Origin of the sequence: Paracoccus fontiphilus (assembly GCF_017356265.1) — a bacterium.
GTDB classification, from domain to species: Bacteria; Pseudomonadota; Alphaproteobacteria; order Rhodobacterales; family Rhodobacteraceae; genus Paracoccus; species Paracoccus fontiphilus.
This window is the reverse complement of record NZ_JAFNAW010000039.1, coordinates 1-24,207: the sequence shown is the minus strand read 5'-3', so window position 1 is coordinate 24,207 and position 24,207 is coordinate 1. Positions and strand designations below refer to the sequence as shown.

Below are 24,207 nucleotides of genomic sequence, written 5' to 3'. Positions count from 1 at the left end.
TTCATTATCCAGTCAGGGTTGTTCGCCGATCATCTGCGCCAGTGACAGTGCACGCAGCGACCGCTTCCGTTCTTTTCACCTTGGACCCAATTGCCACCAGATCGGGCTCGTCCAGTGTCTCTCGTTGCAGGAGATCCTGCGCCGATTGCTCAAGAAGATCCCGATTGCTTTCAAGAAGGGTGAGGGTGCGCTTGAACACGCCATCCACGATGTCGCGCACCTTCGCGTCCATCCGCTCAGCAGTGGCGTCGCTGTAGCGGCGGTTCAGCCAAGACGACTGGTCGCCGGTGCCGAGAAAGCCGGGCCGATCGGTGTCGTAGCTGACATGCCCGAGGTCTTCGTCCATCCCATACCGCGCGACCATGGCGCGGGCGATGTCGGTCGCCTTGACCAGATCGTCCGCCGCCCCAGTCGAGACATGATCGTAGATGATCTTCTCTGCCGCGCGCCCGCCAAGCAGGACTGCGATCTTGTTCTCGAGTTCCTCCCGCGTCATCAGGAAGCGGTCCTCGGTCGGGCGCTGGATGGTGTAGCCGAGCGCGCCAATCCCGCGCGGTATGATCGAGACCTTGTGCACCGGGTCTACCCCCGGCAGAGCCATCGCCACCAGCGCGTGCCCCATCTCGTGGTGCGCCACGATCTCGCGTTCGCGCGGATTGAGCACGCGGTTCTTTTTCTCGAGACCGGCGACGATGCGCTCGACGGCATTGTTGAAATCGTCCATCGTCACCGCCTCGGCCTTCCGCCGTGTGGCGAGCAAGGCGGCTTCGTTCACCAGATTGGCGAGATCGGCCCCGGAGAAGCCCGGGGTCAGCGCCGCGACCTTTTCAGCATCCACATCGGGGGCGAGCTTCACCTTCTTCATGTGCACGCCGAGGATCTGGATGCGCCCCTTCTTGTCGGGCCGGTCCACCAGCACCTGCCGGTCGAAGCGGCCCGCCCGCAGGAGCGCCGGATCGAGGATCTCGGGCCGGTTCGTCGCGGCCAGGAGCACGATGCCGACCGAAGGATCGAAGCCGTCGAGCTCGGTCAGAAGCTGGTTCAGCGTCTGCTCACGCTCATCATGGCCACCGGCGATCTGGCCGGAGGAGCGCGCCCTCCCAAGAGCGTCGAGTTCGTCGATGAAGATGATCGCCGGGGCGGATTTCCGGGCCTGCTCGAACAGGTCGCGCACCCGTGCGGCACCGACGCCCACGAACATCTCGACGAACTCGGAGCCCGAGATCGAAAAGAAGGTCACGCCGGCCTCGCCTGCCACCGCGCGCGCCAGAAGCGTCTTGCCGGTGCCCGGCGGCCCGATGAGCAATATGCCTTTGGGGATATGTGCGCCCAGCTTTCCGTATTCGGCCGGGTTCTTGAGGAACTCCACGACCTCCTCCAACTCGGCCTTGGCCTCGTCCACGCCGGCCACGTCAGCGAAACTGACGCCGGTTTCCTTTTCCATGTAAACTTTGGCCTTGCTGCGGCCGACCTGCATGAACCCGCCAAAACCCTGCTTGTCGGCGAACTTGCGGAACAGCAGCATCCAGATTCCGAAGAAGACAAGCGCTGGCGCCACCCAAGAAATCAGCGTGCCGAGAAAAGTGTTTTGCGGAACGCCAGTGATCTCGACGCCGGAGCGGTCGATCCGCTGCAGGATCGCGGGATTCACTACGGTCGTCACGAACTGGCTCTTGCCGTCGACGGGTTCGGCGAAGGTGCCTGTGATAGTGTCTGACCCGACCGCGACAGAAGAAATTTTCCCGTCAGCGAGATACTTCTCGAACTGGCTGTAGCTAATGGGAGCGACGGATTGCCAGCCAGCGATCAGGCTCTGGATGAAAAGCACGGCTATGAAAGCCACCACCCAGTACCAGATGTTGTATTCGGTCTTCCTCTCCATACCGATTCGCCCTCTCTAGCGTGAAAGCCGCGCACCTATGCGTTCGAGAAGTGCGAGAAGAACGCGCCTCTCATCGACTGATAGGTCCTTTAAGTTGTCTTCCTTCAACGCCGCTCGTCGGGGATCTATGGCCCGTGGACATTCACCTTGAGGCGATGATGGTCGCGGTGAGATGCCAATTGGCCGCGTAGCTACATGCAGTCTTTTCGTAGCGCGTGGCTATGGCCCGGAACTCCTTTATTTTCGCGAAGAAGTTTTCGACTAAGTGCCGCCACTTGTAGGCGTGTTTATCGTAGTGGCGCTTGATTGTGCGGTTCGCCTTTGGGGGGATGACTGCGCTCGCACCCCGCACGTCCAGTTCGGCAAGCAGCCACTCGGCATCGAATGCCTTGTCCGCCAGAAGGGCGTCAAAGGCGACATCCTCGATCAGCGGTGCAACGCCTTTCAGGTCGTGAGCCTGGCCCGGCAGGAGATGAAAGTCGAACAGGTTGCCGAGGCCATCAACCAAGGCCACGATCTTCGTGGTCAGTCCGCCGCGCGAGCGCCCGATGGCCTGAGCCTGAGTCCCCCTTTTGCGCCACTCGCCTTCTGGTGAGCCTGGACAATGGTGCCGTCGATCAATGCGTATTCGAAATCGGGCTCGCCGCGGATCTCTCTGAAGAGGCGCTCGAAAACACCCCCCTTGGCCCATCTGCGAAACCGGCGGAACACGCTGTTCCAGTTTCCGAACTGCGATGGCAGATCACGCCAGGGCAGACCGGTTCGCACCCGCCAGAGAACGGCCTCCAGGAACAGGCGATTGTCCTTGGCCGTCACCCCGCTGTCGCTCTTCTTGCCGGAAAGATGGGGTTCAAGGCGCGCCCAGACACCATCCGTCACCACAAACCGCTGCTCGTCCATTCAGACCTCCCTTTGGGGAGTTTGAATCAGAAATCAGCCGGTGGGGAAACCACGAATGTCCACGGACCATAGTAAAGGTGCCTGTATTTCCTTCAGGTGTAACGATCGTTATACCTCGGTCTTCCAAGTGCCTCAGCAGTTCCGCCTCATTTGCTATCGTCGCTCGGGGCTTGGCGCTGGCGCCTCGGCGAATGAAGACCACCTTGCCAGTTTCGACTGCATCGCGGTATGCCGCCCGGAGTCTTGATCTAAGAATACGATATCGCTCGGCTTTGCGTCTATCAAATCCGAGCGCACGGAGCAGGATCAAGTTTTTCGACTGGATCAGCGCGTTTTGATTCCATTGCTGGTTAAAGGCCTGCTGGAAGAAGGGAAGATCGTTCCATGCCGGCATGCACATGGATTTAAGATCTGGATGGTCGCGAAAAGCCTCGTAAGCTGCACAGTCGTCGCCAAGCCAATGACCGAAGAATTCCAAACCTTGCATGGAATTGGTGATAACAGTTTCATCCGACACGGGAGCCTGCATCACTGCATCCGCTAGCCGGGGCTTCTGCAAGGCCATCCAATGCAATGCATACTTTGTGGCAATGACACCCTCGACGATGCTTGCCGATCCAAGGCGATAAATCTCCAGCGGCCTTTCGATCCATCGGGTTTGCGTCCAGACCTCCATCATCGAGGCCAAACTATGACCACGATTGCAGCTTCGCACGCGGTTCAATTGATCAGGCTCGTAAAGACCGGGGCGACAGGGCAGTTCGATGGGTCGAGCCTCAAGCTCTGGCATCGGCAGTTCTGCAAAGATAGCACGTCCAAGCAGCGCTTTTTGAAATCGCGCCGTCTTGTATCGAAATACGGTTCTGAAAAGATACGACAATTATGCCTACAACGGTTCGCTGCGCTTATGTGGTTGCACTTATCCTCTTGAACAATCCTTGAATAGAGGTCTCGTCAGTCGCGCCATGCGTCCATCACCTTGACCAGTTCCGCCGAGATGCGCGGTTCGGACAAGGCGTGCCCCGAGGCCGGGACAAGCCGCAGATCGCAGCCCGGCCAGCCATCCGCCAGCCGCCAGGCAGAAAGGGGCGGGCAGACCATGTCGTAGCGGCCCTGGACGATCACGGCGGGCAGATGCTCGATCCGGGGGCGGTCGCGCAGAAGCTGGCCCTCGTCCAGGAAGCAGCGATGCATGAAATAGTGATTCTCCAGCCGGGCGAAGGCGCGGGCATAGTCGGCGGGCGCGTGGCTGACCGCCGCCGATTGCAGCCCGGCAAGCGCGTTTTCCCACATCAGCCAAGGCTGGGCATAACGCCCCTGCCGCCCCACGTCGCTGGAAAACAGGCGCTTGTGATAGGCGGCGATCATGTCGCCGCGCTCGGCCTCGGGGATCGGTTCGCAGAACTGCTGCCACAGGTCGGGGAAGAACCGGCCCGCGCCGCCGCCGTAGAACCAGTCAAGCTCGGCCTGCATCCCCAGGAAGACCCCGCGCAGGACCAGCCCGCTGACGTTGTCGGGATGGGCCTGCGCATAGGCCAGCGCCAGCGTCGCCCCCCAGCTGCCGCCGAACAGCAGCATCGATTCGAGGCCGAGCGTCCGACGGATCGCCTCGATATCCGCGATCAGGTGGGGCGTTGTGTTGGCGTGGACGGATGCCTGCGGACGAGAGCGGCCGCAGCCCCGCTGGTCGAACAGGATCGCCCGATAATGCGCGGGATCGAAGAAGCGGCGCATGAAGGGGCTGCAACCGCCGCCGGGGCCGCCATGCAGCACCACGACCGGCCGTCCCTGGGGATTGCCGCTTTCCTCGACATAGATCTGATGCCCGTCGCCGACATCCAGAACGTGGCGGGCGAAGGCTTCGGCGCCCTGGTGAAGCCGGCCGTGCGATGCGGCGTTTTGTCCTGCCAATCGGTCCATCCTGCCAGTATAAGCCCAGACGGAAGCGCCCGCCAGAAGGACCAGACCATGACCAGCCCCACGACCAGCATCGACCCTGCCGAGATCGCCAAGTTCGAGGCGATGGCCGCCGAGTGGTGGGACCCGAAGGGCAAGTTCCGCCCGCTGCACCTGATGAACCCGCTGCGGCTGGACTATATCGCCGGCCAGATCGCGGCCGAGTTCGGGCGCGACCGGCGCGACCTGCACCCCTTCCGGGGGCTGCGGGTCCTGGACATCGGCTGCGGCGGCGGGCTGGTCACAGAACCGATGGCCCGCCTGGGTGCCACGGCGGTGGGTGCCGACGCGGCCGAGGGCAATATCGCGGTGGCCCGCGTCCATGCCGACCAGCAGGGGCTGGCCATCGACTATCGCGCCACGACGGCCGAGGCCCTGGCCGAGGCGGGCGAACGCTTTGACGTGGTCCTGGCGCTGGAGATCGTCGAGCATGTGGCCGATCCCGCAGCCTTTGTCGCCCTGTGCCACGATCTGGTGCGGCCGGGCGGGCTGGTGATCCTGTCCACGTTGAACCGCACGGCGAAAAGCTTCGGCGCGGCGATCGTCGGGGCGGAATGGATCATGCGCTGGCTGCCCAGGGGCACCCACGACTGGAACCGCTTCATCACGCCCGACGAACTGGCCGCCATGGCCGCAAGCGCCGGGCTGGCCGTGGCCGACCGGCGGGGCATGGTCTTCAATCCCCTGACCTTCGGCTGGCGCCTGTCGGATCGCGACCTGTCGGTGAACTACATCCTGACGGCACAGCGGGCCTAGCCGTCGTCGCCTTCCAGCCGGATGCGCAATTCGCGCAGCACGGGCAGGGCGGTGCGGACCTTGTCGGCGCCGATGTCGCGCACGACCTCGGCGATCAGGGGCATGAAGGCCGCGATGGCGGCATCGCGGGCAGCCCGCCCGGCGGGGCTGATCGACACGAACTTGCGGCGCGCGTCGTCCCAGTCGGGGCGGATGTGGACATGGCCCGCCCATTCCAGCCGCGACAGGGTGTTGGTCATCGCCCCGCGCGTGACGTGGAACGCCTGGGCCAGTTGGGCGGGGGTGCGTTCCTCGTTCACATGGGCCAGCAGGTTCAGCACCGAGAAGTGCGAAATCTGCATCCCGCGCGGCAGCGCCTTGCTGATGAGGTTGCGAGACAGCTGTTCTGCGATCAGCACCTCGGCAAAGAGGCTCGCGGCAAGCCGGTCATTGGCCTGGGGACGGTCGGTTTCGGTCGCAGATAGGGGCATGGGTCCACGGGCAACAGGGAGAGGTCGCGGGCAAGGCGAAGCCGCAACCGTGCCCCGCCCGATGCCCCTTGGTCAAGCCCGACAATGGCCGGACCCTGCGTCGGGAATGCCGCCTCAGGCCGCGCTGTCCGCCAGCAGCGCGTCGAGCTTGCCCTGGCGTTCCAGGTCGAACAGGTCGTCGCAGCCGCCGACATGGCGGTCGCCGATGAAGATTTGCGGCACGGTGCGGCGGCCATGGGCGCGCTGGGTCATCTGCGCCCGCACCGAGGGATCGCCGTCCACGTCGATTTCGTCATAGCGGGCGTTCTTCTCGCGCAGGAGGCCCTTGGCGCGGATGCAGAACGGGCAGGTGCGGGTGGTGTAGATGGTGATCTTGGGCTGGGTCATGGGGTCACGTTCCTTGTCGACTTCCCCTTACCTAGTCATCCTTGACCGCCCTTGCCAGAACCGCGACCGAAACAGGGCCCGATCCGGCCGCCAGCAACGCGTCCGCGGCCGCCGCCGCCGTCGCGCCCGAAGCCATGACGTCATCGACCAGCAGCACCGGCCGTCCCTGCAGCTCCGCCAGGCGGCGGGGGTTCACGGCAATCGCCCCGGCGACATTGGCGAAGCGGTCGCCGACGCCGCCGTGATCCTGGCCCGGCGTATGGCGGCGGCGCAGCAGCAGGTCGGACCGATGCGCCAGCCCATGCGCCCGCGCCACGCGACCCGAGATCAGCGCCGCCTGGTTGTAGCGCCGCCTGAGCAGGCGCCGCAGGTGCAGCGGGACCGGCGCCACGACCGTGTCGGGCAGCACCAGCGGCGCGGCGGCGCGCGCCAGCCATGCCGCCAGCGCGGGGGCAAGATCCGGCCTGTCGCCATGCTTCAGCGCCAGCACCAGCCGCCGTGCGGTGCCGGCATAAACCAGCGCCGCCCGGCCCCACTGCCAGGGGCGGGCGATCGCCAGACAGTCGTCGCAGCTCAGGTCCGGGTCGTCCAGGCCCGTGCCGTCATGGGGCAGCGGCACCCCGCAGCGGGCGCAGGCCGCGCCGGTGATGAAGCGCGCGTCGGAAAAGCAGGTCGCGCAGAGCTGGCCCGGTTCGTCGCCGCCGCCCGCCACGGGCGCGCCGCAGGCCACGCATTGCGGCGGATAAAGCAGGCGCAACGCGCCTTTCATCGCCCCCTGAAGCACCCTATGTTCCACCCCCATGACCATGCCCGCGCCAGACCGCCCCGCCCTGACCGACCGTTCCGCGCTGCTGCGCCAGCGCGACCGGGCGAATCGCCTCGGCTTCGTCGATGTGCTGCACCGGATCGCCGCCGACGAGATCCAGGATAGGCTGTCCGAGATTAACAGAAGGTTTACCGCCCCCGCCGTGGTGACGGGTTTTCCGGCGGTTTGGACGGATGCCTTTCCCGATGCCCGCATCCTCCCGGACGATCCGGTCCTGGACCTGCAGCCCGGCGCCCATGACCTGGTGATCCACGCCATGGCCCTGCACTGGGCCGATGACCCGGTGGGCCAGATCGTGCAATGCGCCCGCGCCCTGCGAGAGGACGGCCTGTTCATCGCCGCCTGTTTCGGCGGCCAGACCCTGCACGAGTTGCGATCCGCCCTGGCCCAGGCCGAGGCTGAGGTGACGGGCGGCCTGTCCCCCCGCGTCCTGCCCATGGGCGAGATCCGCGACATGGGCCAGCTTCTGGGCCGCGCCGGGCTGGCCCTGCCGGTGGCGGACGTGGTGTCGCAGCGCGCCAGCTATCGCGACCTGATCCACCTGGCCCATGACCTGCGCGCCATGGGCGAGGGGAACGCCATGGCCGCCCGCCTGCGCCGGCCGACGCGCCGCGACGTCCTTGCGCGTGCCGCCGCCATCATGGCCGAACACCACCCCGACCGCGACGATCCGTCCCGTGTCGCCGCGACCTTCGATCTGGTCTTCCTGACGGGTTGGTCCCCGTCGGACACGCAGCAGAAGCCGCTACGCCCCGGATCGGCCACCACCCGACTTGAAGACGCGCTGAAAGAACTCAGGACCAAGAAGACATCATGAAGCCAGCCCACGCGCCTGCCGACCACCCCTCGATCCCGCCGAAGAAGACCGGAATCCTGATCGCCAACCTGGGCACGCCTGACGGCTATGACTACTGGTCGATGCGCCGATATCTGAACGAATTCCTGTCGGACAAGCGTGTCATCGACTATCCGGCCTGGAAATGGCAGCCGCTGCTGCAGGGCATCATCCTGACCAAGCGGCCGTTCACCTCGGGCAAGAACTACAAGCTGATCTGGAACGAGGACAAGAACGAAAGCCCGCTGATGACCATCACCCGGTCCCAGGCCGAGGCGCTGCGCGCCCGCGCCACCGCCGAATGGGGCGATGCGGTGATGGTCGATTTCTGCATGCGCTATGGCAACCCGTCCACGCAGGACGTGCTGGAGCGCATGGTCAAGGCGGGCTGCCAGCGCATCGTGTTCCTGCCGCTTTATCCGCAATACGCGGGCGCGACCTCGGCCACGGCGAACGACCAGCTGTTCCGCGCGCTGATGGTGCAGAAATGGCAGCCCGCCGTGCGCACCTGCGAACCTTACTTCGACCGGCCCGACTATATCGGCGCGCTGGCGGCGTCGGTGCGCCGCGCGCTTGGCGACACCGTGCCCGCCAAGCTGGTGGCCAGCTATCACGGGATGCCGAAGCGCTATCTGCTGGAAGGCGATCCCTATCATTGCCAGTGCCAGAAGACCTCGCGCCTGCTGAAGGAGGCATTGGGCTGGCCCGACGGTGTCATCGACACCACCTTCCAGTCCGTCTTCGGGACCGAGGAATGGCTGCGCCCCTACACGGTCGAGCACGTGGCCGAACTGGCCAGGCGCGGCATCACCGACATCGCCGTGATCTCGCCCGCCTTTGCCGCCGACTGCATCGAGACGCTGGAGGAGATCAACGGCGAGATCCGCGAAAGCTTCGAACACGCGGGGGGCAAGGGGTTCACCTACATCCCCTGCCTGAACGACGATCCCGCCCATGTCGAGGTGATGCTGGCGGTGGTGCGCGACAACATCGCGGGCTGGGTCTGAAACGGAAAAGGGGCCGCAGGACGGCCCCTTCTGCGCGGCAAGGCGGTCAGAACACCGTGACCTGCGTTCCGACCTCGGCCACGGCGTAGAGCCGGGTGATATGCTCGTTGTAAAGGCCATAGCAGCCGCTGGACGACTTGCGGCCGATCTTGCGGGTGTCGTGGGTGCCGTGGATCAGGTAGGCGGGCCAGCCCAGATACAGCGCATACATGCCCAGGGGGTTCTCGGGCGCGCCGCCCGCGACCTGCTGGGGAAGGTTCGGGTCCTTTTCCCTCATGCTGGGGGTGGGCGTCCAGACCGGCTTTTCGGCCTTGCGCACGATCTCGGTCTGGCCTCGCTTGGTCAGTTCCTCGCTGATGGGGATCGAGCAGGGGAAGACCAGTTGCGTGCTTCCGTCGCCCGACCAGAAGTGGATGGCGCGCGAGGTGATGTCCGCCAGGATCACGCCCTTGCCCAGTTCCGAATAATAGTCGCTCCAATGCCGGGTGTGGAACGAGGACTGGTTGCGGCGCGCGTCGGCATTGGGATCGACCGTATAGGTGCCGACGTCGGGGGCCTGGCCCGGCACCGCCGCGCCCTGGAGGACCTGGCCGGTATAAGGGTCGATCTGCTGCGCCAGCGACGGCATCGCCAGCCCTGCCGCGCCAAGCGCGGCGGCCGAGCCCAGAAAGGCACGGCGGTTGATGTCGGATGACCTGCTCATCATCATGTGTCCTTCGATGGGTAGCCGTTCTTGCTAGACGGCCTTGGCCACTTCGCCTTGTACGGCAGGGATCGCGTATAATCCCGACCGGTGATTCCGGCAAATCAAAGCGGTGTCAGCGGCCAAGTTGCCACAAACCGCCGCCCTCACGGATTCTTGCGTTTGATCGTTTCCGCCGCTTTCGCTAGATCTGCGCGCAACAAGAACGAGGGATGGCGAAAACATGCCGTATTACAAGGTGATCGCTCTGACGTCGCTGATGGCGCTTGCCGCGTGCATGCCCCGCAGCCTGCCGCCTGTGGCGCCCGACGGGCAGGCGATGCCCGTCGCCCACCAGATCAACGAGGCCGAGGCGCAGCAGATTCCGGTGCGCGTGTTGCAGCAAATCAACACGTTGCGCGGAAACATCGCCGCCCCTCCGCTGACGCTGAACCCGCAACTGTCGGCCGCGGCCCTGGCCCATTCGCGCGACATGTCGGCCCAGAACCGCGCCTGGCACTGGGGCTCGGACGGCTCGTCGCCGCTGGATCGCGCCCGCCGCGCCGGCTATTTCGGCACCATCGTGGGCGAGAACATCTCGGAAACCTACGAGAACGACATCCAGACGCTGACGGCCTGGATGGCCACGCGCGACACCCGCGACGTCATCATGGACCCGTCCGCCACGAACCTGGGCTTCGCGTGGTATCAGGAATCTTCGGGCAAGGTCTGGTGGACGCTGCTGACGGGCAGCTAGGCGCCATGCACAAAGGCCCCGGACATCCGGGGCCTTGTTCGTCCGGGATCAGGGATTGATGACGATCGGCACGCCGGGGCGCAGCATCGCGTAGACTTCCTCGATCTCCTCGTCCTTCACGGCGATGCAGCCCGCGGTCCAGTCGCGGTTCTTCTGGGCAAAGCGGTTCCCCTCGGGGCCGCGGCCGTGGATGAAGATGTCCCCGCCCGCGTGCCGGCCCAGCGCGGTGGCAAGGGCGGCATCCTGCTGGTTCGGATAGGATACCCCGACCGACAGGTGATACCGGCTGCGCGGATTGAAGCGGTCGATGAAGTAGACGCCCTCGGGCGTCTTGCCGTCGCCCTCGAACTGCTTGTGGCCGACGGGCACGTTGCCCAGGCCCACCTCATAGGATTTCAGCACGGTGGTGCCGTGCAGAAGATACATCTTGCGGTCGCTCTTGTTCACGACCACCTGCGTCACGGCGGGCCCGTTATAGGCCTTGAACTTGCTTGGGGGTTTGCCACATGCTGCCAGCAAGGCGAGCATCGATAACGTGACGGTGCGACGGGTTGCCTTTATCATCACTGCCTCTGACGTTTCTGAATTTTTTATGGTGCTTCAAGTACCATAAAACCATGGGATTTGACTAGCTTCTGACGAATCCCGCGACGATTTCGACATGGGGCGACCACCGGAACTGGTCAACCACGGACAACCGCGACAGCACGAAACCCCCATCAGCAAGAATCTGCGCATCCCTTGAGAAATTCACCGGGTCGCAGGCGACGAAGGCAACCCTGCCCACGCGCGAGGCGGCGATTTCCCGTGCCTGCGCCTCGGCCCCTGCGCGCGGCGGGTCGATCACGATTGCGTCAAAACCGGCCAGTTCGTCCGCCAGCAGGGGGCGCCGGGCCAGATCGCGAATCTGCGTCCTGACCTGGTTCAGGCCGGGCGCCCCCCGCCATCCAGCATCAAGCGCGGCCAGCGGCGCGGCCAAGCCCTCGACGGCCATCACGGCCGCGCCCTCGGCAAGCGGCAGCGAAAACGTCCCGCAGCCGGAAAACAGATCCACGATGCGCGAGGCGCCGCGGGTGAAGTCGCGAACGGCGTCCACCAGCGCGGCCTCGCCGTCCAGCGTCGCCTGCAGAAAGCCGCCGGGCGGGGGCACGACCCGCGCGCGGCCCATGGGCAGCGCAGGGGACCGGCGGGTGATCGACTGCCCGTCCCAGGTGAGCCGCGCCAGATCGCCTTCCCCGGCCAGGGCCGCAAGGGTCTGGAACAGCGCGGGTTCCATCGGCTTGCCGCCGGTGACGGTCACATCCAGGCCGGCGGGACCGTGGATCACGGTCAGCGTCAGTTCCCCGCCGCGCGAGGCGCCCGCCACGGTGATCCGCCGCAGCAGGGGCAGGGCGGCGGTGATCTCGGGCCGCATGACATGGCATTCGGCCAGATCCACGATCACGTCCGAGGCGCGGGCGTGAAAACCCACCAGGGCGCCCTTTTTGGTCCGCCTGCCCGACAGGACCGCCCGCCGCCGCGACAGCGGGGGCGAGACATGCACCCCCGTGACCGGCGCGGGCAGGCCACGGGCCGCCAGGGCTGCCTCGACCACCTGCCGCTTCCAGGCAGTCGTGAAGCCGTCAGAGGCGTGCATCAGCGAACAGCCCCCGCAGGCGCGGTAATGCGCGCAAACGGGCCGCACCCGGTCCGCCGAAGGCGTGACGATCCGGGGGGCGGCGATGCGGCCGGCCTGGGGCTCGCCCTCGATCTCCTCGCCGGGCAGGGTCAGGGGGGCCAGGGCGCGGCCCCTGTCGCTGACCGCCACGCCATCGCCGCGCCGGCCCAGGCGTTCGACGCGCCACAGGGTCATTCGGCCGCCTCCTCGGTTCCCAGGAAGCCGCCCGATTGCCGATTCCAGTAGCGGGCGTAAAGCCCGCCGCGCGCCAGAAGCTGGTCGTGGCTGCCCTGTTCCACGATGCGGCCCGCGTCCAGGACGATGATCCGGTCCAGTTCTGCGATGGTGGACAGGCGGTGCGCGATGGCCAGCACCGTCTTGCCCTTCATGGCGCGCACCAAGGCGTCCTGGACCTGCGCCTCGACCTCGCTGTCCAGCGCGCTTGTCGCCTCGTCCAGGACCAGGATCGGGGCGTCCTTCAGGAAGGCGCGGGCCAGGGCGATCCGCTGGCGCTGCCCGCCCGAGAGCTTGACGCCCCGTTCGCCCAGATGCGCGTCATAACCCTTGCGGCCCTGATGGTCCTGAAGCGTCAGGATGAAGTCATGCGCCTCGGCCGCCCTGGCGGCAGCCTCCACCTCGGCCTGGGAGGCGCCGGGACGGCCATACAGGATGTTGTCGCGGGCGGATCGGTTGAACATCGCGGTTTCCTGCGTGACCATGCCGATCTGGCGGCGGAGGCTTTCCTGCGTGACATGGCGCAGGTCCTTTCCGTCGATCCGGATCGCGCCCTTTTCCACGTCGTAAAGCCGCAAGAGCAGCGCGACCAGCGTGGACTTGCCCGCGCCGGATGCGCCGACGATGCCCACCTTCTCGCCCGGGCGGATATGCAGGTCCAGGTCGCGCAGGCCGCCGTCGTCGCGGCCATAGGCGAAGCCGACGCCGTCGAAATCGACCCGGCCCGCGACATTCTCCAGCGGAACGGCATCGGGCGCATCGGTCAGGGCATGGGCGGGCGACAGGGTCTTCATGCCGTCCTCGACCTCGCCCACGCTGCCCCAGATGCCCATCAGCGCCATGCTGACCCAGCCGGTCATCTGCGACAGGCGCATGGCGATGGCCCCCGCCGCCGCCACGTCGCCCGGCGTGGCCTGTCCCTGCCGCCACAGCATGATGGACCCGCCGACCAGGATCACCGGCAGCACGCCCGCGATCACCATCAGCGACATGCGGAAGGTGCTGCTGACCACCCCGAAATCCAGCGCGCGTTCGCGGAAACCGGCCATGGCGCCCAAGGCGGCGCGGTCCTCGTGTTCGGCATGGGCGAACAGCTTGACGGTCTTGATGTTGGTGATGGTATCGACGACCTGGCCCGTGATCATCGCCCGGGCGGACGCGCGGGCGCCGGATTTCGCCCGGATGCGCGGCAGGAAGAACCGGATCAGCCCCAGATAGGCCCCCATCCACAGGATCAGCGCGACCGCGCCCCAGGTATCGACCGACACCAGGAAAGCCGCCGACCCCAGGACCGAGGCCAGCGCAAAGGCCACCACGTTCACCATTTCCGATGCCACGTCGGTGACGGCGCGGGCGGTCTGCATCTGCTTCTGCGCCAGCCGCCCGGCGAAGTCGTTGTCGAAGAAGGCGACCGAATGGCCCATGGTCCAGCGGTGAATCCGCGACAGCACCAGCGGCAGCACGTTCGGCCCGATGATCACGCTGCTGGTCGCCGTCGAGAAGCCGAAGATCAGCGGCCGCAGCAGCAGGAAGAAGCCCACGAAGGCCGCGATCAGAAGCCCGTTCCGGCTCCACAGCGCTTCGGGCGTGCCGGTGGCGATGGCATCGACGACCCAGCCCAGCAGGACCGCCCCCACCACGTCGGCGACACCCCCCAGGGCCGAGGCGACGGCCGCCAGCGCCAGCCCGCCCCAGGCACCGGACAGGCACCAGCGGAAGAAGGCCAGCAGGGTGGCGGGCGGCGGGCCCTCCGCCGGACGGAAGGCGTCGATCAGGCGGCCGAGGTGGTGGTGAAACGTCATGGGGCCTCTCCGCCCAGACGGGCGATGTCGATCAGGGCAGGCGGGGGCATGGCAAAGCCCGATTCGATCCAGGCTTCCTCGGCCGCCTTCATCCCGCGCCCCAGGGCGGGGCCTTGAAGATACGGTTGCAGGTCGGACGCGGCGATCGGCAGGGGGCGGGCGGCGGCCTGCGCGTCGGTCCAGCCCGGGCGCGGCCCGGAGGCGCCGGTCTGCACCAGCAACGCCGCGCCCTGGGCCAGGTCCCCCGTCAGGCGATAGGCGATGCGGTTGAAGGACCAGTCCTCGGCCAGGGCGGTGACAAGGGTGCGATGACCGCGCGCATCGGGCCGCGACAAGCGAAGGGCGTCGGTCAGGTCGGCCTGGGACAGGGCCGCCAGGCGGGCAAGCCACGGGGCAGGGGATCGAAGCGCATCGAACCGCCCTGGCGTCGCATCGGGCAGCACCTTGTCCAGCACGCCGGTATCCCGCATGAGCCGGACGGCGGGGGCCGGATCGGGGGCCATCAGCAGCTTTCGCAATTCCTGGCCGATGCGCTCTCGCGAGATGCGGTCCAGCCCGTCGCGCCCGTCGCGGCAGGCGGCGACCGCCGCCGGATCGGCGTCGCGGCCATACCAGGCGAGAAAGCGGAAAAAACGCAGGATGCGCAGGTAGTCCTCGGCAATGCGCTGTGCGGGATCGCCGACAAAGCGCAGCCGCCGGGCGTGCAGATCGTCGAGACCGCCCACCGGGTCGATCACCGTGCCGTCCCGATCGGCGTAAAGCGCGTTCATCGTGAAGTCGCGCCGCCGCGCGTCCTGGTCCAGGTCGTCGGAAAAGGCCACCACGGCGCGGCGTCCGTCGGTTTCGACATCGTGGCGCAGCGTCGTCACCTCGAAGCCGCGCCCGCCGGCCACGACCGTCACCGTGCCATGGTCGATTCCCGTCGGCACCGGCTTCAGCCCTGCCGCGCGGGCCAGCTGCGTGACTGCCTCGGGCGGTGCATCGGTCGCCAGGTCCAGGTCGCCCACCGGCTCGCCCAGAAGCGCGTTGCGCACCGCGCCGCCGACCAGCCAGGCGCGATGCCCGCCCGCCCGGATGGCGTCGAAGACCGATTGCAGGCCGGGGTCCTGCATGATGGACGCGGGAAGCCGGGTCACGCCGCCATCCTTCTGGCCAGACCCAGCAGCACCCGGGCCGTCGCGCCCCACAGGTAGTAGGGGCCGAAGGGCGCGGCGTGATAGCTGCGCCAGCCCTCGCGCCAGCGGCGGCGCTCGACCCGATAACGGGACGGGTCGGCGACATGGGCGAAGGGCAGGGTGAAGGCCTCGTCGACCTCGCCCGGTTCGGGACGGGGCTGGAAGGACCCGCGGATGATGCCGATCACCGGGGTGACGGCAAAGCCCGTGACGGTGCGGTGCGGAGGCAGCGTGCCCAGCAGGTCGACCTGCGCGGGGTCGAGGCCCACCTCCTCGCGCGCCTCGCGCAGGGCGGCGGCGATCGCGTCGGCGTCGCCGGCATCGACCTTGCCGCCGGGCAGGGCGATCTGGCCCGGATGGTGGCGCAGGCCAGATGCGCGCTTGGTCAGGACCAGCCGCCCGTCATCCTCGTGAAAGGCTGCAAGGACGCCCGCCGCCCGCAGGGTGCCTGCGGGCGGGGCGACGTCGGGGTTCAGGTCGTAATCCGAACTTGGCCCTGCCGCGACGGTCAGGGCCCGGCGCAGACGGTCCGGGGACCAGTCGGGGATCACTCGGCCGCCCTGTCGGACAGCGGCTGGCCGTCGGCATCCACCGTCGCCTCGAAGCCCAGGCTGTTGGGGTCGAACTCGTAATGCGCGCCGCAGAACTGGCAGTCGGCGGTGACGATGCCCGCCTCCGTGGTCATGTGGGCGATGTCCTTGGCCGAATAGATCGACAGGGTGTCGCGCACCCGGTCGGACGTGCAGGAGCAGCCGAATTCCACCCGCTGCGTGTCGAAGACGCGCGGCGTTTCCTCGTGGAACAGGCGCAGCAGCAGGTCGGTCGGCCCCACCGAGGGACCGATCAGCTCCAGCGTCTCGACGGTGTCCAGCAGCAGGTTGGCGCGGTTCCAGTCCTCGGACTCGGCGCCCTGCAGGATGTCGGCGGCCTCGATCAGCCCGCCCGCGCCGCTGCCGCCCTCGCCGCCCTGCATGGGGGTCGCGGGCAGGGTTTGCAGCATCATGCCGCCCGCGCGCCAATGGCCGCTTTCGCCCGACAGCCGCGAATAGCCGCTGGCAAGCTGGAAGCGGGTCGGCAACTGCTCGGACTGGGCAAAGTAGGTCTGCGCGCAGGCCGACAACGACCCGCCCGCAAGCGGCGTGATCCCCTGGTAGGGCAGCGTGCCCTCGCCCTGGTCGATCAGCAGGGCGAAATACCCCTCGCCGATCTGCTGGAAGGGCGGGCGGCCGTCCAGGCGGCCTTCGTCGAAGCTGGCCCAGGCGCGGATGCGGGCGGGCGCGCCGTCGCGCTCGGGGGCGTAGTAGTCCGCCGCCAGCGTGCGGATCGCGCCGTTGCCGCGGACCTGCAGGCTCAGCTTCCAGCGCAGCTTGACCGTGGGGCCGATCAGCGCCACCAGCAGCGCCAGTTCCGCCACCATGGCGCTGACGGGGGCGGGATAGTCGTGGCGCGACAGGATGTGGTCCAGCACCCCGTCCAGCCGGACGACGCGTCCCCGGATGTCCGAACGGTCCAACTGGAACGGCAATACCGTGTCGTCCCACGCAATCTGGTTGATCATGCTCATGCGGCGGTTCCTGAAAATACTGTGCGGGCCCGCGCAGGGCGGGCCGGGTCGCGCCCAATATAGGCGCTTTGCCGGCAATCCCAAGGGGGCGGCTTCCGCGACGCCCCCGCCCGCGCTAGACAGGCGCAAACCACCGGAGGCACCATGATCCGCCGCTACGGCAATCCCCCGCAGCCCGGCCGACGCCATCACCCGAGACCGGGCGCCTATGCCCTGCTGGCGCGCGGCGGTCGATTGCTGCTGACCTATCAGGCTACCCCCGAGCCCGAGTTCCAGTTGCCCGGCGGCGGCATCGACCCGGGCGAAAGCGGCCTGCGCGCGCTGCACCGCGAGGTGTTCGAGGAAACCGGCTGGACCATCGGCAGCGCCCGCTGGCTGGGCACCTATCGCCGCTTCGCCTTCATGCCGGATTACGGCTGGTTTGCGGAAAAGCTGTGCCACGTCTGGATCGCGCGCCCGATCCTGCGCCTGTCCGACCCGACCGAGCCGCATCACAGCGCCCGCTGGGCCAGCCCCCGGGCCGCCCTGGATCTGCTTGCCGATCCGGGGGCGCGGGCCATGCTGATGCGGTTCCGGCCGCTGATCTAGCGCCCGGTCAGCTGCACCATCTCGGCCGGGGCCAGGTATTCGACCAGCACCGCCGACATGTCGTCCTGCCGTTCGCCCCGGCAGTATTCCGACACCGACCAGGCCATGGATTCCAGAAACACGTGGCCGCCCAGGAAGGCATTGGTGCGCAGGATCGCCTCGACCCCGTCATCGCCCAGGATGCGGCCCGCCGGGTTCGTCGCCTCGGTGATGCCGTCGGAACAGATCAGCAGCCGGTCGCCCGGTTCCATCACCAGCTCGATCTCGTCGAAGACGGGTTTCTCGAAGACGCCGATCGGCATTCCGCCACGGCCCAGCGGCCGGACCGAGCCGTCGGCGCGTTGCAGCACCGGATGGGGATGGCCGGCCTGCACCATGCGCAGCCGTCCCGTGACATGGTTCAGTTCGGCATAGATCATCGTGTAGTAGGTGTCGGTCGCCATCTCCTCCAGCATCATGTTGTTGAAGAAATGCGCAAGCGCCGCCGGGCTGACCGCATCGGTCCCGGTCTGGGCGGCGCGAAGGGCCACGTTCTGGTCGGCCGACCCCGACAGATGCACCGACAGTTGCGCCGTCAGCAGGGCGGCGGTGACGCCGTGGCCCGACACGTCCAGCGCATAGATGCCGACCCGATCCTCGCTGATGGGGAAAAAGCCCACCAGGTCGCCGCCGATATGGCCCGCCGGGCGCAGCAGCAGCGAAAGCTGGATCGACCCGAACCGGCCCGAGCGTTCCTTGACCAGCCCCTGCTGCAGCTTTCGCGCCTCGCGCAGGTCGCGGTCGATGGCGGCCTGGGTTTCGCGAAGCCGGTCCAGCGCCTTGCGAAGCTGGGCGTTGCTGGACCGCAACTCCTCCTCCACCCGCAAGATGCGTTCGCCCGCGGCCAGGCGTGCCAGCAATTCCCCATGCGTGACAGGCTCGGTCAGGAAGTCGTCGGCCCCGGCTTCCAGCCCGCGAGAGATGTCCTCGGCCTCGCGGGCCGAGGTCAGCAGGACGAAATAGCCATAGTTGCTGCGCTCGCTCGCGCGGAAGGCGCGGCACAGGTCCAGCCCGGTCTGGCCCGGCATGATCCAGTCGGACAGCACGATGTCGGGTTCGCAGCGCTGGCACAACTGCAAGGCTTCCTCGACCGAGCCTGCCTCGAACACCTCGTAATGGGCGCGCTGCAACTGGATGGCGAAGATGCGGCGCTGCGCGGCGTTGTGGCTGACGACAAGGACGCGGCGCATCAGGCGCGTCGCCGTCTGCTTCGAAGGGGTGGAGGTCTGTCGATTCGCACGTTTCATGCCAAGGGCATAACCCCCTGGCAGTAAAGACCCGGTAAACGCGAGATTAGACCAGCAGTTCGGCCAGGATGTCGTCGTTGGTGATGTCGCGATAGACGAAGCCGGCCTGATCCAGCCGCGCCTTCAGGGTCGTCAGGTTCTCGGGCGCCGAGGTCTCGATGCCCAGAAGGATCGAGCCGAAGTTGCGGGCCGACTTCTTCAGGTATTCGAAGCGCGCCACATCGTCGTCGGGGCCAAGCAGTTCCAGGAAATCGCGCAGGGCGCCGGGGCGCTGCGGCAGGCGCAGGACGAAGTACTTCTTCACGCCCGCGAAGCGCTGCGCGCGTTCCTTGACCTCGGGCAGGCGCTCGAAGTCGAAATTGCCGCCCGAGCAGACGCAGACCACCCGCTTGCCCGACAGGTCGCCCAGGTCGCCCAGGACGTCGATGGCCAGTGCGCCCGCGGGTTCCAGCACCACGCCCTCGTGGTTCAGCATCTCCAGCATGGTGGTGCAGATGCGGTCCTCGGGGGCAAGATGCACGTCCTGGGGGCTGAAGCGGCGCAGCGCCTCGAAGGGCAGGGCGCCGATGCGGGCGACCGCCGCGCCATCGACGAAATTGTCCACCGCAGGCAGGGCGACGGGCGCGCCCTGCTGCAGGGCCGCCTGAAGGCTGGCCCCGCCCAGGGGCTCGGCAAAGGCGAATTGCGTGTCGGGCGCGACTTCCGCGAAGTATCGGGTCACACCCGCCGCCAGCCCGCCCCCGCCGACCGGAAGCACCACCAGATCGGGCGCTTCGCCCAGTTGCTCCAGCATCTCCAGCCCGACGGTCGCCTGACCCTCGATCACGTCGGCCGAATCGAAGGGCGCCAGGAACTGCGCGCCGCGTTCCGCCGCGAAGGCCTGCGAGGCCGCCAGCGTCTGGTCGAAATAGTCGCCGGTCAGCACGATCTCGATGGCGTCGCCGCCGAAGACCTTGGTCTTGTCGATCTTCTGCCTGGGGGTCGTCACCGGCATGAAAATCGTGCCCTTCGCGCCGAAATGGCGGCAGGCATAGGCCACGCCCTGGGCATGGTTGCCCGCGCTGGCGCAGACGAAATGCGCATTCGTCGCCTGCCCCGGCGCGACAAGCTTGCGCATGGCGTTGAAGGCGCCCCGCAGCTTGTAGGAGCGTACGGGGGTCAGATCCTCGCGCTTGAGCCAGATATCGGCCCCGAACTTGGCCGACAGATGGTCGTTGCGCTGCAGGGGCATCGGCTCGAACAGGTCGCGGATCGCGGCTTCGGCGTTGCGGACCAGGGCGGGGAAGGAGAGGGCGGCGTTTTCCATGCGCCTGCGCATGACGCGAAAGGGGGCGTTTGGCAAGGGTCAGCGCAGGGCTCGGCCTTCGGCAAAGTTGCTCCATAGCGTCGTTGCAAGCGAAAAGCCCAGGGCGCCCGGCAGCAGGCAGCCGCCATATTTCAGGCCATGGGCAAGCGGCGTGCGGGGGCCTGCCAATTGATCGATCAACAGGATTCCGCCGCGCTGCGCCAAGGCGAAAATGAGGCCCAGGATCAATGCGGTGCGGACGCGCCCCCTATCGACGCGCACCGCGTGGCGTCCTGCGCGGCGCTGTTCAGCGCCACCTCCGGCATTATGGGCGAGACGTAGGCCATCAGCGTGCCGGACGACACGCTCAATCCGAACAGGATGACGGACATGGCGGCATCCTTGGTCCTGCCGGGTTCGTCGGGCAGGACTGACGACGTCAGGAAAAGCAGGATCGTGGCCGGTATGATCAGGAGGAAAGGAACCCACATGACCAGAAATCCTTCCCCTGAAACATCGCCCCATGCCGTTCCTTTGCAGCCGCAGCGGTTCGCCCGGCAGAATGTGGCGGTGCCAGCCCAGACCCGCCATTGCCACGAGAACAGGAAGCGCCGCCATGCTGGTCAGGATAACCGCAGCAGTCGGAACCCCTCCTTGTCTTTGGCCAACGAACAACATTGCGCCGAGGGCCATCGCCATCGGAATGGCCGCAACCAGCCACATCATCGCCTTGGGAGGGCGCAGGATCTGCCAAATTGAATGCCGCAAAAGTCGAAGCGCGATCACGAAATCACCTGAACAAATGCCTGCGCACGCTATCCTGCCCCCAGCCCTTGTGACAACGTCGCTTCTGCCTTATTGCCCCGGAAACTTTGCCGAAGGGTTAACCGCATGTCTGACGCGCCGAAAAAAGTCGTCCTTGCCTATTCGGGCGGGCTGGACACCTCGATCATCCTGAAATGGCTGCAGACCGAATACGGCTGCGAGGTGATCACCTTCACCGCCGACCTGGGCCAGGGCGAGGAACTGGAACCCGCGCGCGCCAAGGCCGAGCTGCTGGGCATCGCGCCGGAAAACATCCACATCGAAGACCTGCGCGAGGAGTTCGTGCGCGACTTCGTGTTCCCCATGTTCCGCGCCAATGCCCTCTACGAGGGTCTGTACCTGCTGGGCACCTCCATCGCGCGTCCGTTGATTTCCAAGCGGCTGGTGGAACTGGCCCATCAGCATGGCGCGGATGCGGTGGCCCATGGCGCGACCGGCAAGGGCAACGACCAGGTGCGGTTCGAGCTCTCGGCCTATGCGCTGGACCCGTCGATCAAGGTCATCGCGCCCTGGCGGCTGTGGGATCTGACCAGCCGCACCAAGCTGATCGAGTTCGCCGAACAGAACCAGATTCCCATCGCCAAGGACAAGCGCGGCGAGGCGCCGTTCAGCGTGGACGCGAACCTGCTGCATACCTCCAGCGAAGGCAAGGCGCTGGAAAACCCGGCCGAGGCCGCGCCGGACTATGTGTATCAGCGCACCGTCAACCCCGAGGATGCGCCGGATCAGCCCGAATTCATCGAGGTCACCTTCGAACGCGGCGACGCGGTGGCGATCGACGGGCAGGCGCTGTCGCCCGCCACGATCCTGACGCGGCTCAACGAACTGGGCGGCAAGCACGGCATCGGGCGGCTGGACTTCGTGGAGAACCGCTTCGTCGGCATGAAGTCGCGCGGCATCTACGAGACGCCGGGCGGCACGATCCTGCTGGAAGCCCATCGCGGGATCGAGCAGATCACGCTGGACAGCGGGTCCGGACACCTCAAGGACAGCCTGATGCCGCGCTATGCGGAACTGATCTACAACGGCTTCTGGTTCAGCCCGGAACGCGAGATGCTGCAAGCCCTGATCGACAAGTCGCAGGAGCATGTCTCGGGCACCGTGCGGCTGAAGCTGTACAAGGGCCTTGCCACCTGCATCGGCCGCTGGTCGGACCAGTCGCTTTACAGCGAGGCGCATGTGACCTTCGAGGACGACGCCGGCGCATACGACCAGAAGGACGCGGCGGGCTTCATCCGGCTCAACGCGCTGCGCCTGAAGCTGGTCGCGAACCGGAACGCGCGGGCGAAGTAGCACCCGGCGCATCTGCGTCCCGCGGTGGCCGGGGGACCGGCCCCCCGGACCCCCCGCTGTCACGCTTTTGCCTTGCCCCTGCCGCTCGACTTGGAACAGGGCTTTCCTTTGGCCCCGTTTCCGCCCAGTCTGCGCGCGTCCCTGTGAAAGGCCCGCGCCATGACCGACCGCCCCGCCCGCATCGCCATCGTCACCGTGAGCGACCGCGCCTCCCGGGGCGAATACGAGGACAAAGGCGGCCCCGGCGCCGAGGCCTGGCTGCGCGACGTCGTGACCTCGCCCATGGAGATCACCCGCGCCATCATTCCCGATGGACGCGAGGGCGTGGGCATGAAGCTGCGCGAACTGGTCGATGGCGGCGCGGACCTGATCCTTGTCACCGGCGGCACCGGCCCCGCCTCGCGCGACCAGACGCCCGAAGGGGTGATGGACGTGGCCGACAAGGAACTCCCCGGCTTTGGCGAGGAAATGCGCCGCGCCTCCCTGGCCGAGGTGCCGACCGCGATCCTGTCGCGGCAAACGGCGGTGATCCGGGATGCGACGCTGATCATCACGCTGCCGGGCAAGCCGGGGGCGATCGCGACCTGCCTGAACGCGGTGTTCGCGGCGGTGCCCTATTGCCTAGACCTGATCGGCGCGGCGCGGGTCGAGACGGATGCGGGGAAGGTGAAGGCGTTTCGGCCGGGGAACGGGTGAAACGCATGACAGCGGACAATTCTTGGCCTTAAATGCCACGCGCCTTGAGGAACGCCGACGCAGTCGAAATGCGTCAAAGGTTGCGCGCCGCCCCACAAGTCGCGCAGTTGGCGGAATATGTGGACTCCCTGCGTGCCGAGGACCGGGGCTATGTGCCGGATTTCGATCCGCTGGATGGCGGTGTCGATGCGGAAATTCTGTTCTTGCTGGAAAAGCCTGGACCAAAGACAGACCCTGCAAATGGCGGCTCGGGGTTCATCTCGCGCGACAACGACGATCCGACTGCGGAAGCAATATGTCGCTTCATGGAACTGGCGCAGGTTCCCCGACGCGCAAGCCTGATCTGGAACGCCATTCCCTGGTGTAATGGGACAACGGATGTAAGCCCTGCCGAGCGACGTGAAGGGATGCTGCGTCTGGGTGCGTTGATGATGTGACCGCCCCCCGACGGCATCTGATGTGCCAAGGTGGGTCTGCAACGATCCACAAGGGGAGCGGTCATGTCGGAGATTATCACGGTCGGGCTCGATCTGGCGAAGAATGTGTTCCAGGTGCATGGAGTTGACGGCGCAGGGCGGGCCGTTCTGCGCAAGAAGTTGCGGCGCACTCATGTGCTGGAGTTTTTCAGGCAGCTGCCATCATGCGTTGTGGCAATGGAAGGCTGCGGCGGCGCGCACTTCTGGGGCCGGGAAATTGGCAAGCTGGGCCATGATGTGCGGCTGATCCCGCCTGCCTATGTGAAGCCTTTCGTGAAGCGCCAGAAGAACGACATGGCGGACGCCGAGGCCATTTGCGAGGCGGCAATGCGACCCACCATGCGCTTTGTTCCGGTGAAGAGTGTCCGTCGTCGAATGATTTGGAACAGGCGACCTGATTTTGCTCTGGAGGGCTCTGGCTCTGTAGGTTGAGATTATGCTGCCTGGCGCAGATGGTTCAAGCGCCGGCTCTGGATGGTCAGTTTCTTGATCTTCTCCCTTTCTGCCAGGATGGCCGGGCCGCGTCCGAAGTAGACGTCAGCGGGCGTGAGATTGCCGAGGCTCTCGTGATAGCGGTGGTTGTTGTAATGATCGACAAAGGCCGCGATGGCCGCCTCGAGGTCGCCCTGCAGGTAATAGTTTTCCAGAAGGATGCGGTTCTTGAGGGTCTGATGCCAGCGTTCGATCTTGCCCTGCGTCTGAGGATGATTAGGGGCGCCACGGACATGGTCCATACCTTTTTCTTCGAGGTATTCGGCCAAGTCGCCAGCGATGTAGCAGGGGCCGTTGTCGCTGAGCAGCCGCGGCTTGTGCAGCACGGTGACGCTGTCACATCCTGATGCAGCGAGGGCGATGTCGAGCGTGGCGC

At 66.6% G+C, this 24,207-nt stretch carries 25 protein-coding genes and 2 pseudogenes; 9 read left to right on the top strand and 18 right to left on the bottom strand.

All coding sequences use genetic code 11. The features are described from left to right. Positions 1-4: 4 nt before the first annotated feature. The 4 genes and pseudogenes from ftsH to pip all read right to left on the bottom strand — a co-directional run bounded on the left by ftsH (position 5) and on the right by pip (position 4,702). Positions 5-1,882: an ATP-dependent zinc metalloprotease FtsH gene (gene ftsH / locus J0F76_RS13385; RefSeq protein WP_207470189.1), complete on the bottom strand. Its 1,878-nt coding sequence runs from the start codon at positions 1,880-1,882 to the stop codon at positions 5-7. 142 nt (positions 1,883-2,024) lie between these two features. Beyond that, positions 2,025-2,782: pseudogene (locus J0F76_RS13380) on the bottom strand (IS5 family transposase). After that, the gene (locus J0F76_RS13375; RefSeq protein WP_207470185.1) at positions 2,733-3,662 is read right to left on the bottom strand and encodes a glycosyltransferase family 61 protein; all 930 of its coding nucleotides are present in this window, start codon (positions 3,660-3,662) and stop codon (positions 2,733-2,735) included. The pseudogene J0F76_RS13380 and the gene J0F76_RS13375 overlap by 50 nt, the downstream one beginning before the upstream one ends. 74 nt (positions 3,663-3,736) lie before the next feature. Beyond that, entirely contained in the window at positions 3,737-4,702 is a 966-nt protein-coding gene (gene pip, locus J0F76_RS13370; RefSeq protein ID WP_207470183.1) for a prolyl aminopeptidase, read from the bottom strand. 48 nt (positions 4,703-4,750) lie between these two features. Here pip and ubiG point away from each other — a divergent pair, with 48 nt between their 5' ends. Then, complete coding sequence (gene ubiG / locus J0F76_RS13365) at positions 4,751-5,494, top strand: bifunctional 2-polyprenyl-6-hydroxyphenol methylase/3-demethylubiquinol 3-O-methyltransferase UbiG (RefSeq protein WP_207470181.1); 744 nt, start codon at positions 4,751-4,753, stop codon at positions 5,492-5,494. On the opposite strand, the gene J0F76_RS13360 is transcribed toward ubiG, so the two are convergent. The 3 genes from J0F76_RS13360 to J0F76_RS13350 all read right to left on the bottom strand — a co-directional run bounded on the left by J0F76_RS13360 (position 5,491) and on the right by J0F76_RS13350 (position 7,120). Further along, positions 5,491-5,964 (bottom strand): MarR family winged helix-turn-helix transcriptional regulator, encoded by a 474-nt coding sequence (locus J0F76_RS13360; RefSeq protein WP_207470179.1) that lies wholly within the window; start codon positions 5,962-5,964, stop codon positions 5,491-5,493. The two genes, ubiG and J0F76_RS13360, sit on opposite strands and share 4 nt — an antisense overlap. Positions 5,965-6,078: 114 nt before the next feature. Beyond that, positions 6,079-6,351, bottom strand: coding sequence for a glutaredoxin 3 (gene grxC, locus J0F76_RS13355; protein ID WP_207470176.1), 273 nt, complete (start codon positions 6,349-6,351; stop codon positions 6,079-6,081). A 31-nt stretch (positions 6,352-6,382) separates the two neighbouring features. After that, a complete protein-coding gene (locus J0F76_RS13350; RefSeq protein ID WP_207470173.1) occupies positions 6,383-7,120 on the bottom strand; it encodes a double zinc ribbon domain-containing protein in 738 nt (245 codons plus the stop codon). Positions 7,121-7,151: 31 nt separating this feature from the next. On the opposite strand from J0F76_RS13350, the gene J0F76_RS13345 reads away from it, so the two are divergent. Next, positions 7,152-7,994: a methyltransferase domain-containing protein gene (locus J0F76_RS13345; protein WP_207470172.1), complete on the top strand. Its 843-nt coding sequence runs from the start codon at positions 7,152-7,154 to the stop codon at positions 7,992-7,994. Next, positions 7,991-9,019: a ferrochelatase gene (gene hemH / locus J0F76_RS13340; protein WP_207470171.1), complete on the top strand. Its 1,029-nt coding sequence runs from the start codon at positions 7,991-7,993 to the stop codon at positions 9,017-9,019. The genes J0F76_RS13345 and hemH overlap by 4 nt, the downstream gene beginning before the upstream one ends. Positions 9,020-9,065: 46 nt before the next feature. Here hemH and J0F76_RS13335 read toward each other — a convergent pair whose 3' ends face one another. Further along, positions 9,066-9,728 carry a L,D-transpeptidase gene (locus tag J0F76_RS13335; RefSeq protein ID WP_207470170.1) on the bottom strand — a complete coding sequence of 221 codons (663 nt, stop codon included), beginning with the start codon at positions 9,726-9,728 and terminating at the stop codon, positions 9,066-9,068. Between the two features lie 232 nt (positions 9,729-9,960). Between J0F76_RS13335 and dalA the strand changes: the two genes are divergently transcribed. Continuing rightward, positions 9,961-10,458: a divisome-associated lipoprotein DalA gene (dalA, locus tag J0F76_RS13330; RefSeq protein WP_341351596.1), complete on the top strand. Its 498-nt coding sequence runs from the start codon at positions 9,961-9,963 to the stop codon at positions 10,456-10,458. 48 nt (positions 10,459-10,506) lie between these two features. Here the strand turns inward: dalA and J0F76_RS13325 are convergent, their stop codons facing one another. The 6 genes from J0F76_RS13325 to hslO all read right to left on the bottom strand — a co-directional run bounded on the left by J0F76_RS13325 (position 10,507) and on the right by hslO (position 16,890). Beyond that, the gene (locus J0F76_RS13325) at positions 10,507-11,022 is read right to left on the bottom strand and encodes a L,D-transpeptidase family protein (RefSeq protein ID WP_207470168.1); all 516 of its coding nucleotides are present in this window, start codon (positions 11,020-11,022) and stop codon (positions 10,507-10,509) included. Positions 11,023-11,086: 64 nt separating this feature from the next. Further along, positions 11,087-12,310 carry a class I SAM-dependent RNA methyltransferase gene (locus J0F76_RS13320; RefSeq protein ID WP_207470167.1) on the bottom strand — a complete coding sequence of 408 codons (1,224 nt, stop codon included), beginning with the start codon at positions 12,308-12,310 and terminating at the stop codon, positions 11,087-11,089. Beyond that, positions 12,307-14,151: an ABC transporter ATP-binding protein gene (locus J0F76_RS13315; protein ID WP_207470165.1), complete on the bottom strand. Its 1,845-nt coding sequence runs from the start codon at positions 14,149-14,151 to the stop codon at positions 12,307-12,309. Before J0F76_RS13315 ends, J0F76_RS13320 begins: the two co-directional genes overlap by 4 nt. Next, complete coding sequence (locus J0F76_RS13310) at positions 14,148-15,287, bottom strand: CCA tRNA nucleotidyltransferase (RefSeq protein ID WP_341351595.1); 1,140 nt, start codon at positions 15,285-15,287, stop codon at positions 14,148-14,150. The genes J0F76_RS13315 and J0F76_RS13310 overlap by 4 nt, the downstream gene beginning before the upstream one ends. Beyond that, positions 15,284-15,877, bottom strand: a complete 594-nt coding sequence (locus J0F76_RS13305) for an NUDIX hydrolase (RefSeq protein WP_341351594.1) — start codon at positions 15,875-15,877, stop codon at positions 15,284-15,286. The genes J0F76_RS13310 and J0F76_RS13305 overlap by 4 nt, the downstream gene beginning before the upstream one ends. Then, positions 15,874-16,890: an Hsp33 family molecular chaperone HslO gene (gene hslO / locus J0F76_RS13300; RefSeq protein WP_207470162.1), complete on the bottom strand. Its 1,017-nt coding sequence runs from the start codon at positions 16,888-16,890 to the stop codon at positions 15,874-15,876. Before hslO ends, J0F76_RS13305 begins: the two co-directional genes overlap by 4 nt. Before the next feature lie 144 nt (positions 16,891-17,034). On the opposite strand from hslO, the gene J0F76_RS13295 reads away from it, so the two are divergent. After that, entirely contained in the window at positions 17,035-17,478 is a 444-nt protein-coding gene (locus J0F76_RS13295) for an NUDIX domain-containing protein (RefSeq protein WP_207470160.1), read from the top strand. Here the strand turns inward: J0F76_RS13295 and J0F76_RS13290 are convergent. From J0F76_RS13290 to J0F76_RS13280, 3 genes are read right to left on the bottom strand one after another with little or no spacing between them, the layout of a single operon-like run. Further along, a complete protein-coding gene (locus J0F76_RS13290; protein ID WP_242690199.1) occupies positions 17,475-18,764 on the bottom strand; it encodes a PP2C family protein-serine/threonine phosphatase in 1,290 nt (429 codons plus the stop codon). The two genes, J0F76_RS13295 and J0F76_RS13290, sit on opposite strands and share 4 nt — an antisense overlap. 46 nt (positions 18,765-18,810) lie before the next feature. Next, the gene (ilvA, locus tag J0F76_RS13285) at positions 18,811-20,070 is read right to left on the bottom strand and encodes a threonine ammonia-lyase IlvA (RefSeq protein ID WP_207470158.1); all 1,260 of its coding nucleotides are present in this window, start codon (positions 20,068-20,070) and stop codon (positions 18,811-18,813) included. Positions 20,071-20,109: 39 nt separating this feature from the next. Then, the gene (locus tag J0F76_RS13280) at positions 20,110-20,835 is read right to left on the bottom strand and encodes a hypothetical protein (RefSeq protein WP_207470156.1); all 726 of its coding nucleotides are present in this window, start codon (positions 20,833-20,835) and stop codon (positions 20,110-20,112) included. 105 nt (positions 20,836-20,940) lie between these two features. Here J0F76_RS13280 and J0F76_RS13275 point away from each other — a divergent pair, with 105 nt between their 5' ends. The 4 genes and pseudogenes from J0F76_RS13275 to J0F76_RS13260 form a co-directional block, all read left to right on the top strand. After that, positions 20,941-22,167 (top strand): argininosuccinate synthase, encoded by a 1,227-nt coding sequence (locus J0F76_RS13275; RefSeq protein ID WP_207470153.1) that lies wholly within the window; start codon positions 20,941-20,943, stop codon positions 22,165-22,167. Between the two features lie 159 nt (positions 22,168-22,326). Then, entirely contained in the window at positions 22,327-22,863 is a 537-nt protein-coding gene (mog, locus tag J0F76_RS13270; protein ID WP_207470151.1) for a molybdopterin adenylyltransferase, read from the top strand. A gap of 44 nt (positions 22,864-22,907) precedes the next feature. Next, the gene (locus J0F76_RS13265; RefSeq protein WP_207470149.1) at positions 22,908-23,300 is read left to right on the top strand and encodes a uracil-DNA glycosylase family protein; all 393 of its coding nucleotides are present in this window, start codon (positions 22,908-22,910) and stop codon (positions 23,298-23,300) included. Between the two features lie 63 nt (positions 23,301-23,363). Further along, a pseudogene (locus J0F76_RS13260) lies at positions 23,364-23,708 on the top strand (IS110 family transposase); the annotation flags it as partial. Between the two features lie 65 nt (positions 23,709-23,773). Here the strand turns inward: J0F76_RS13260 and J0F76_RS13255 are convergent. After that, a partial coding sequence (locus tag J0F76_RS13255) for an integrase core domain-containing protein (RefSeq protein ID WP_207470148.1) occupies positions 23,774-24,207 on the bottom strand: 434 nt, incomplete at its 5' end.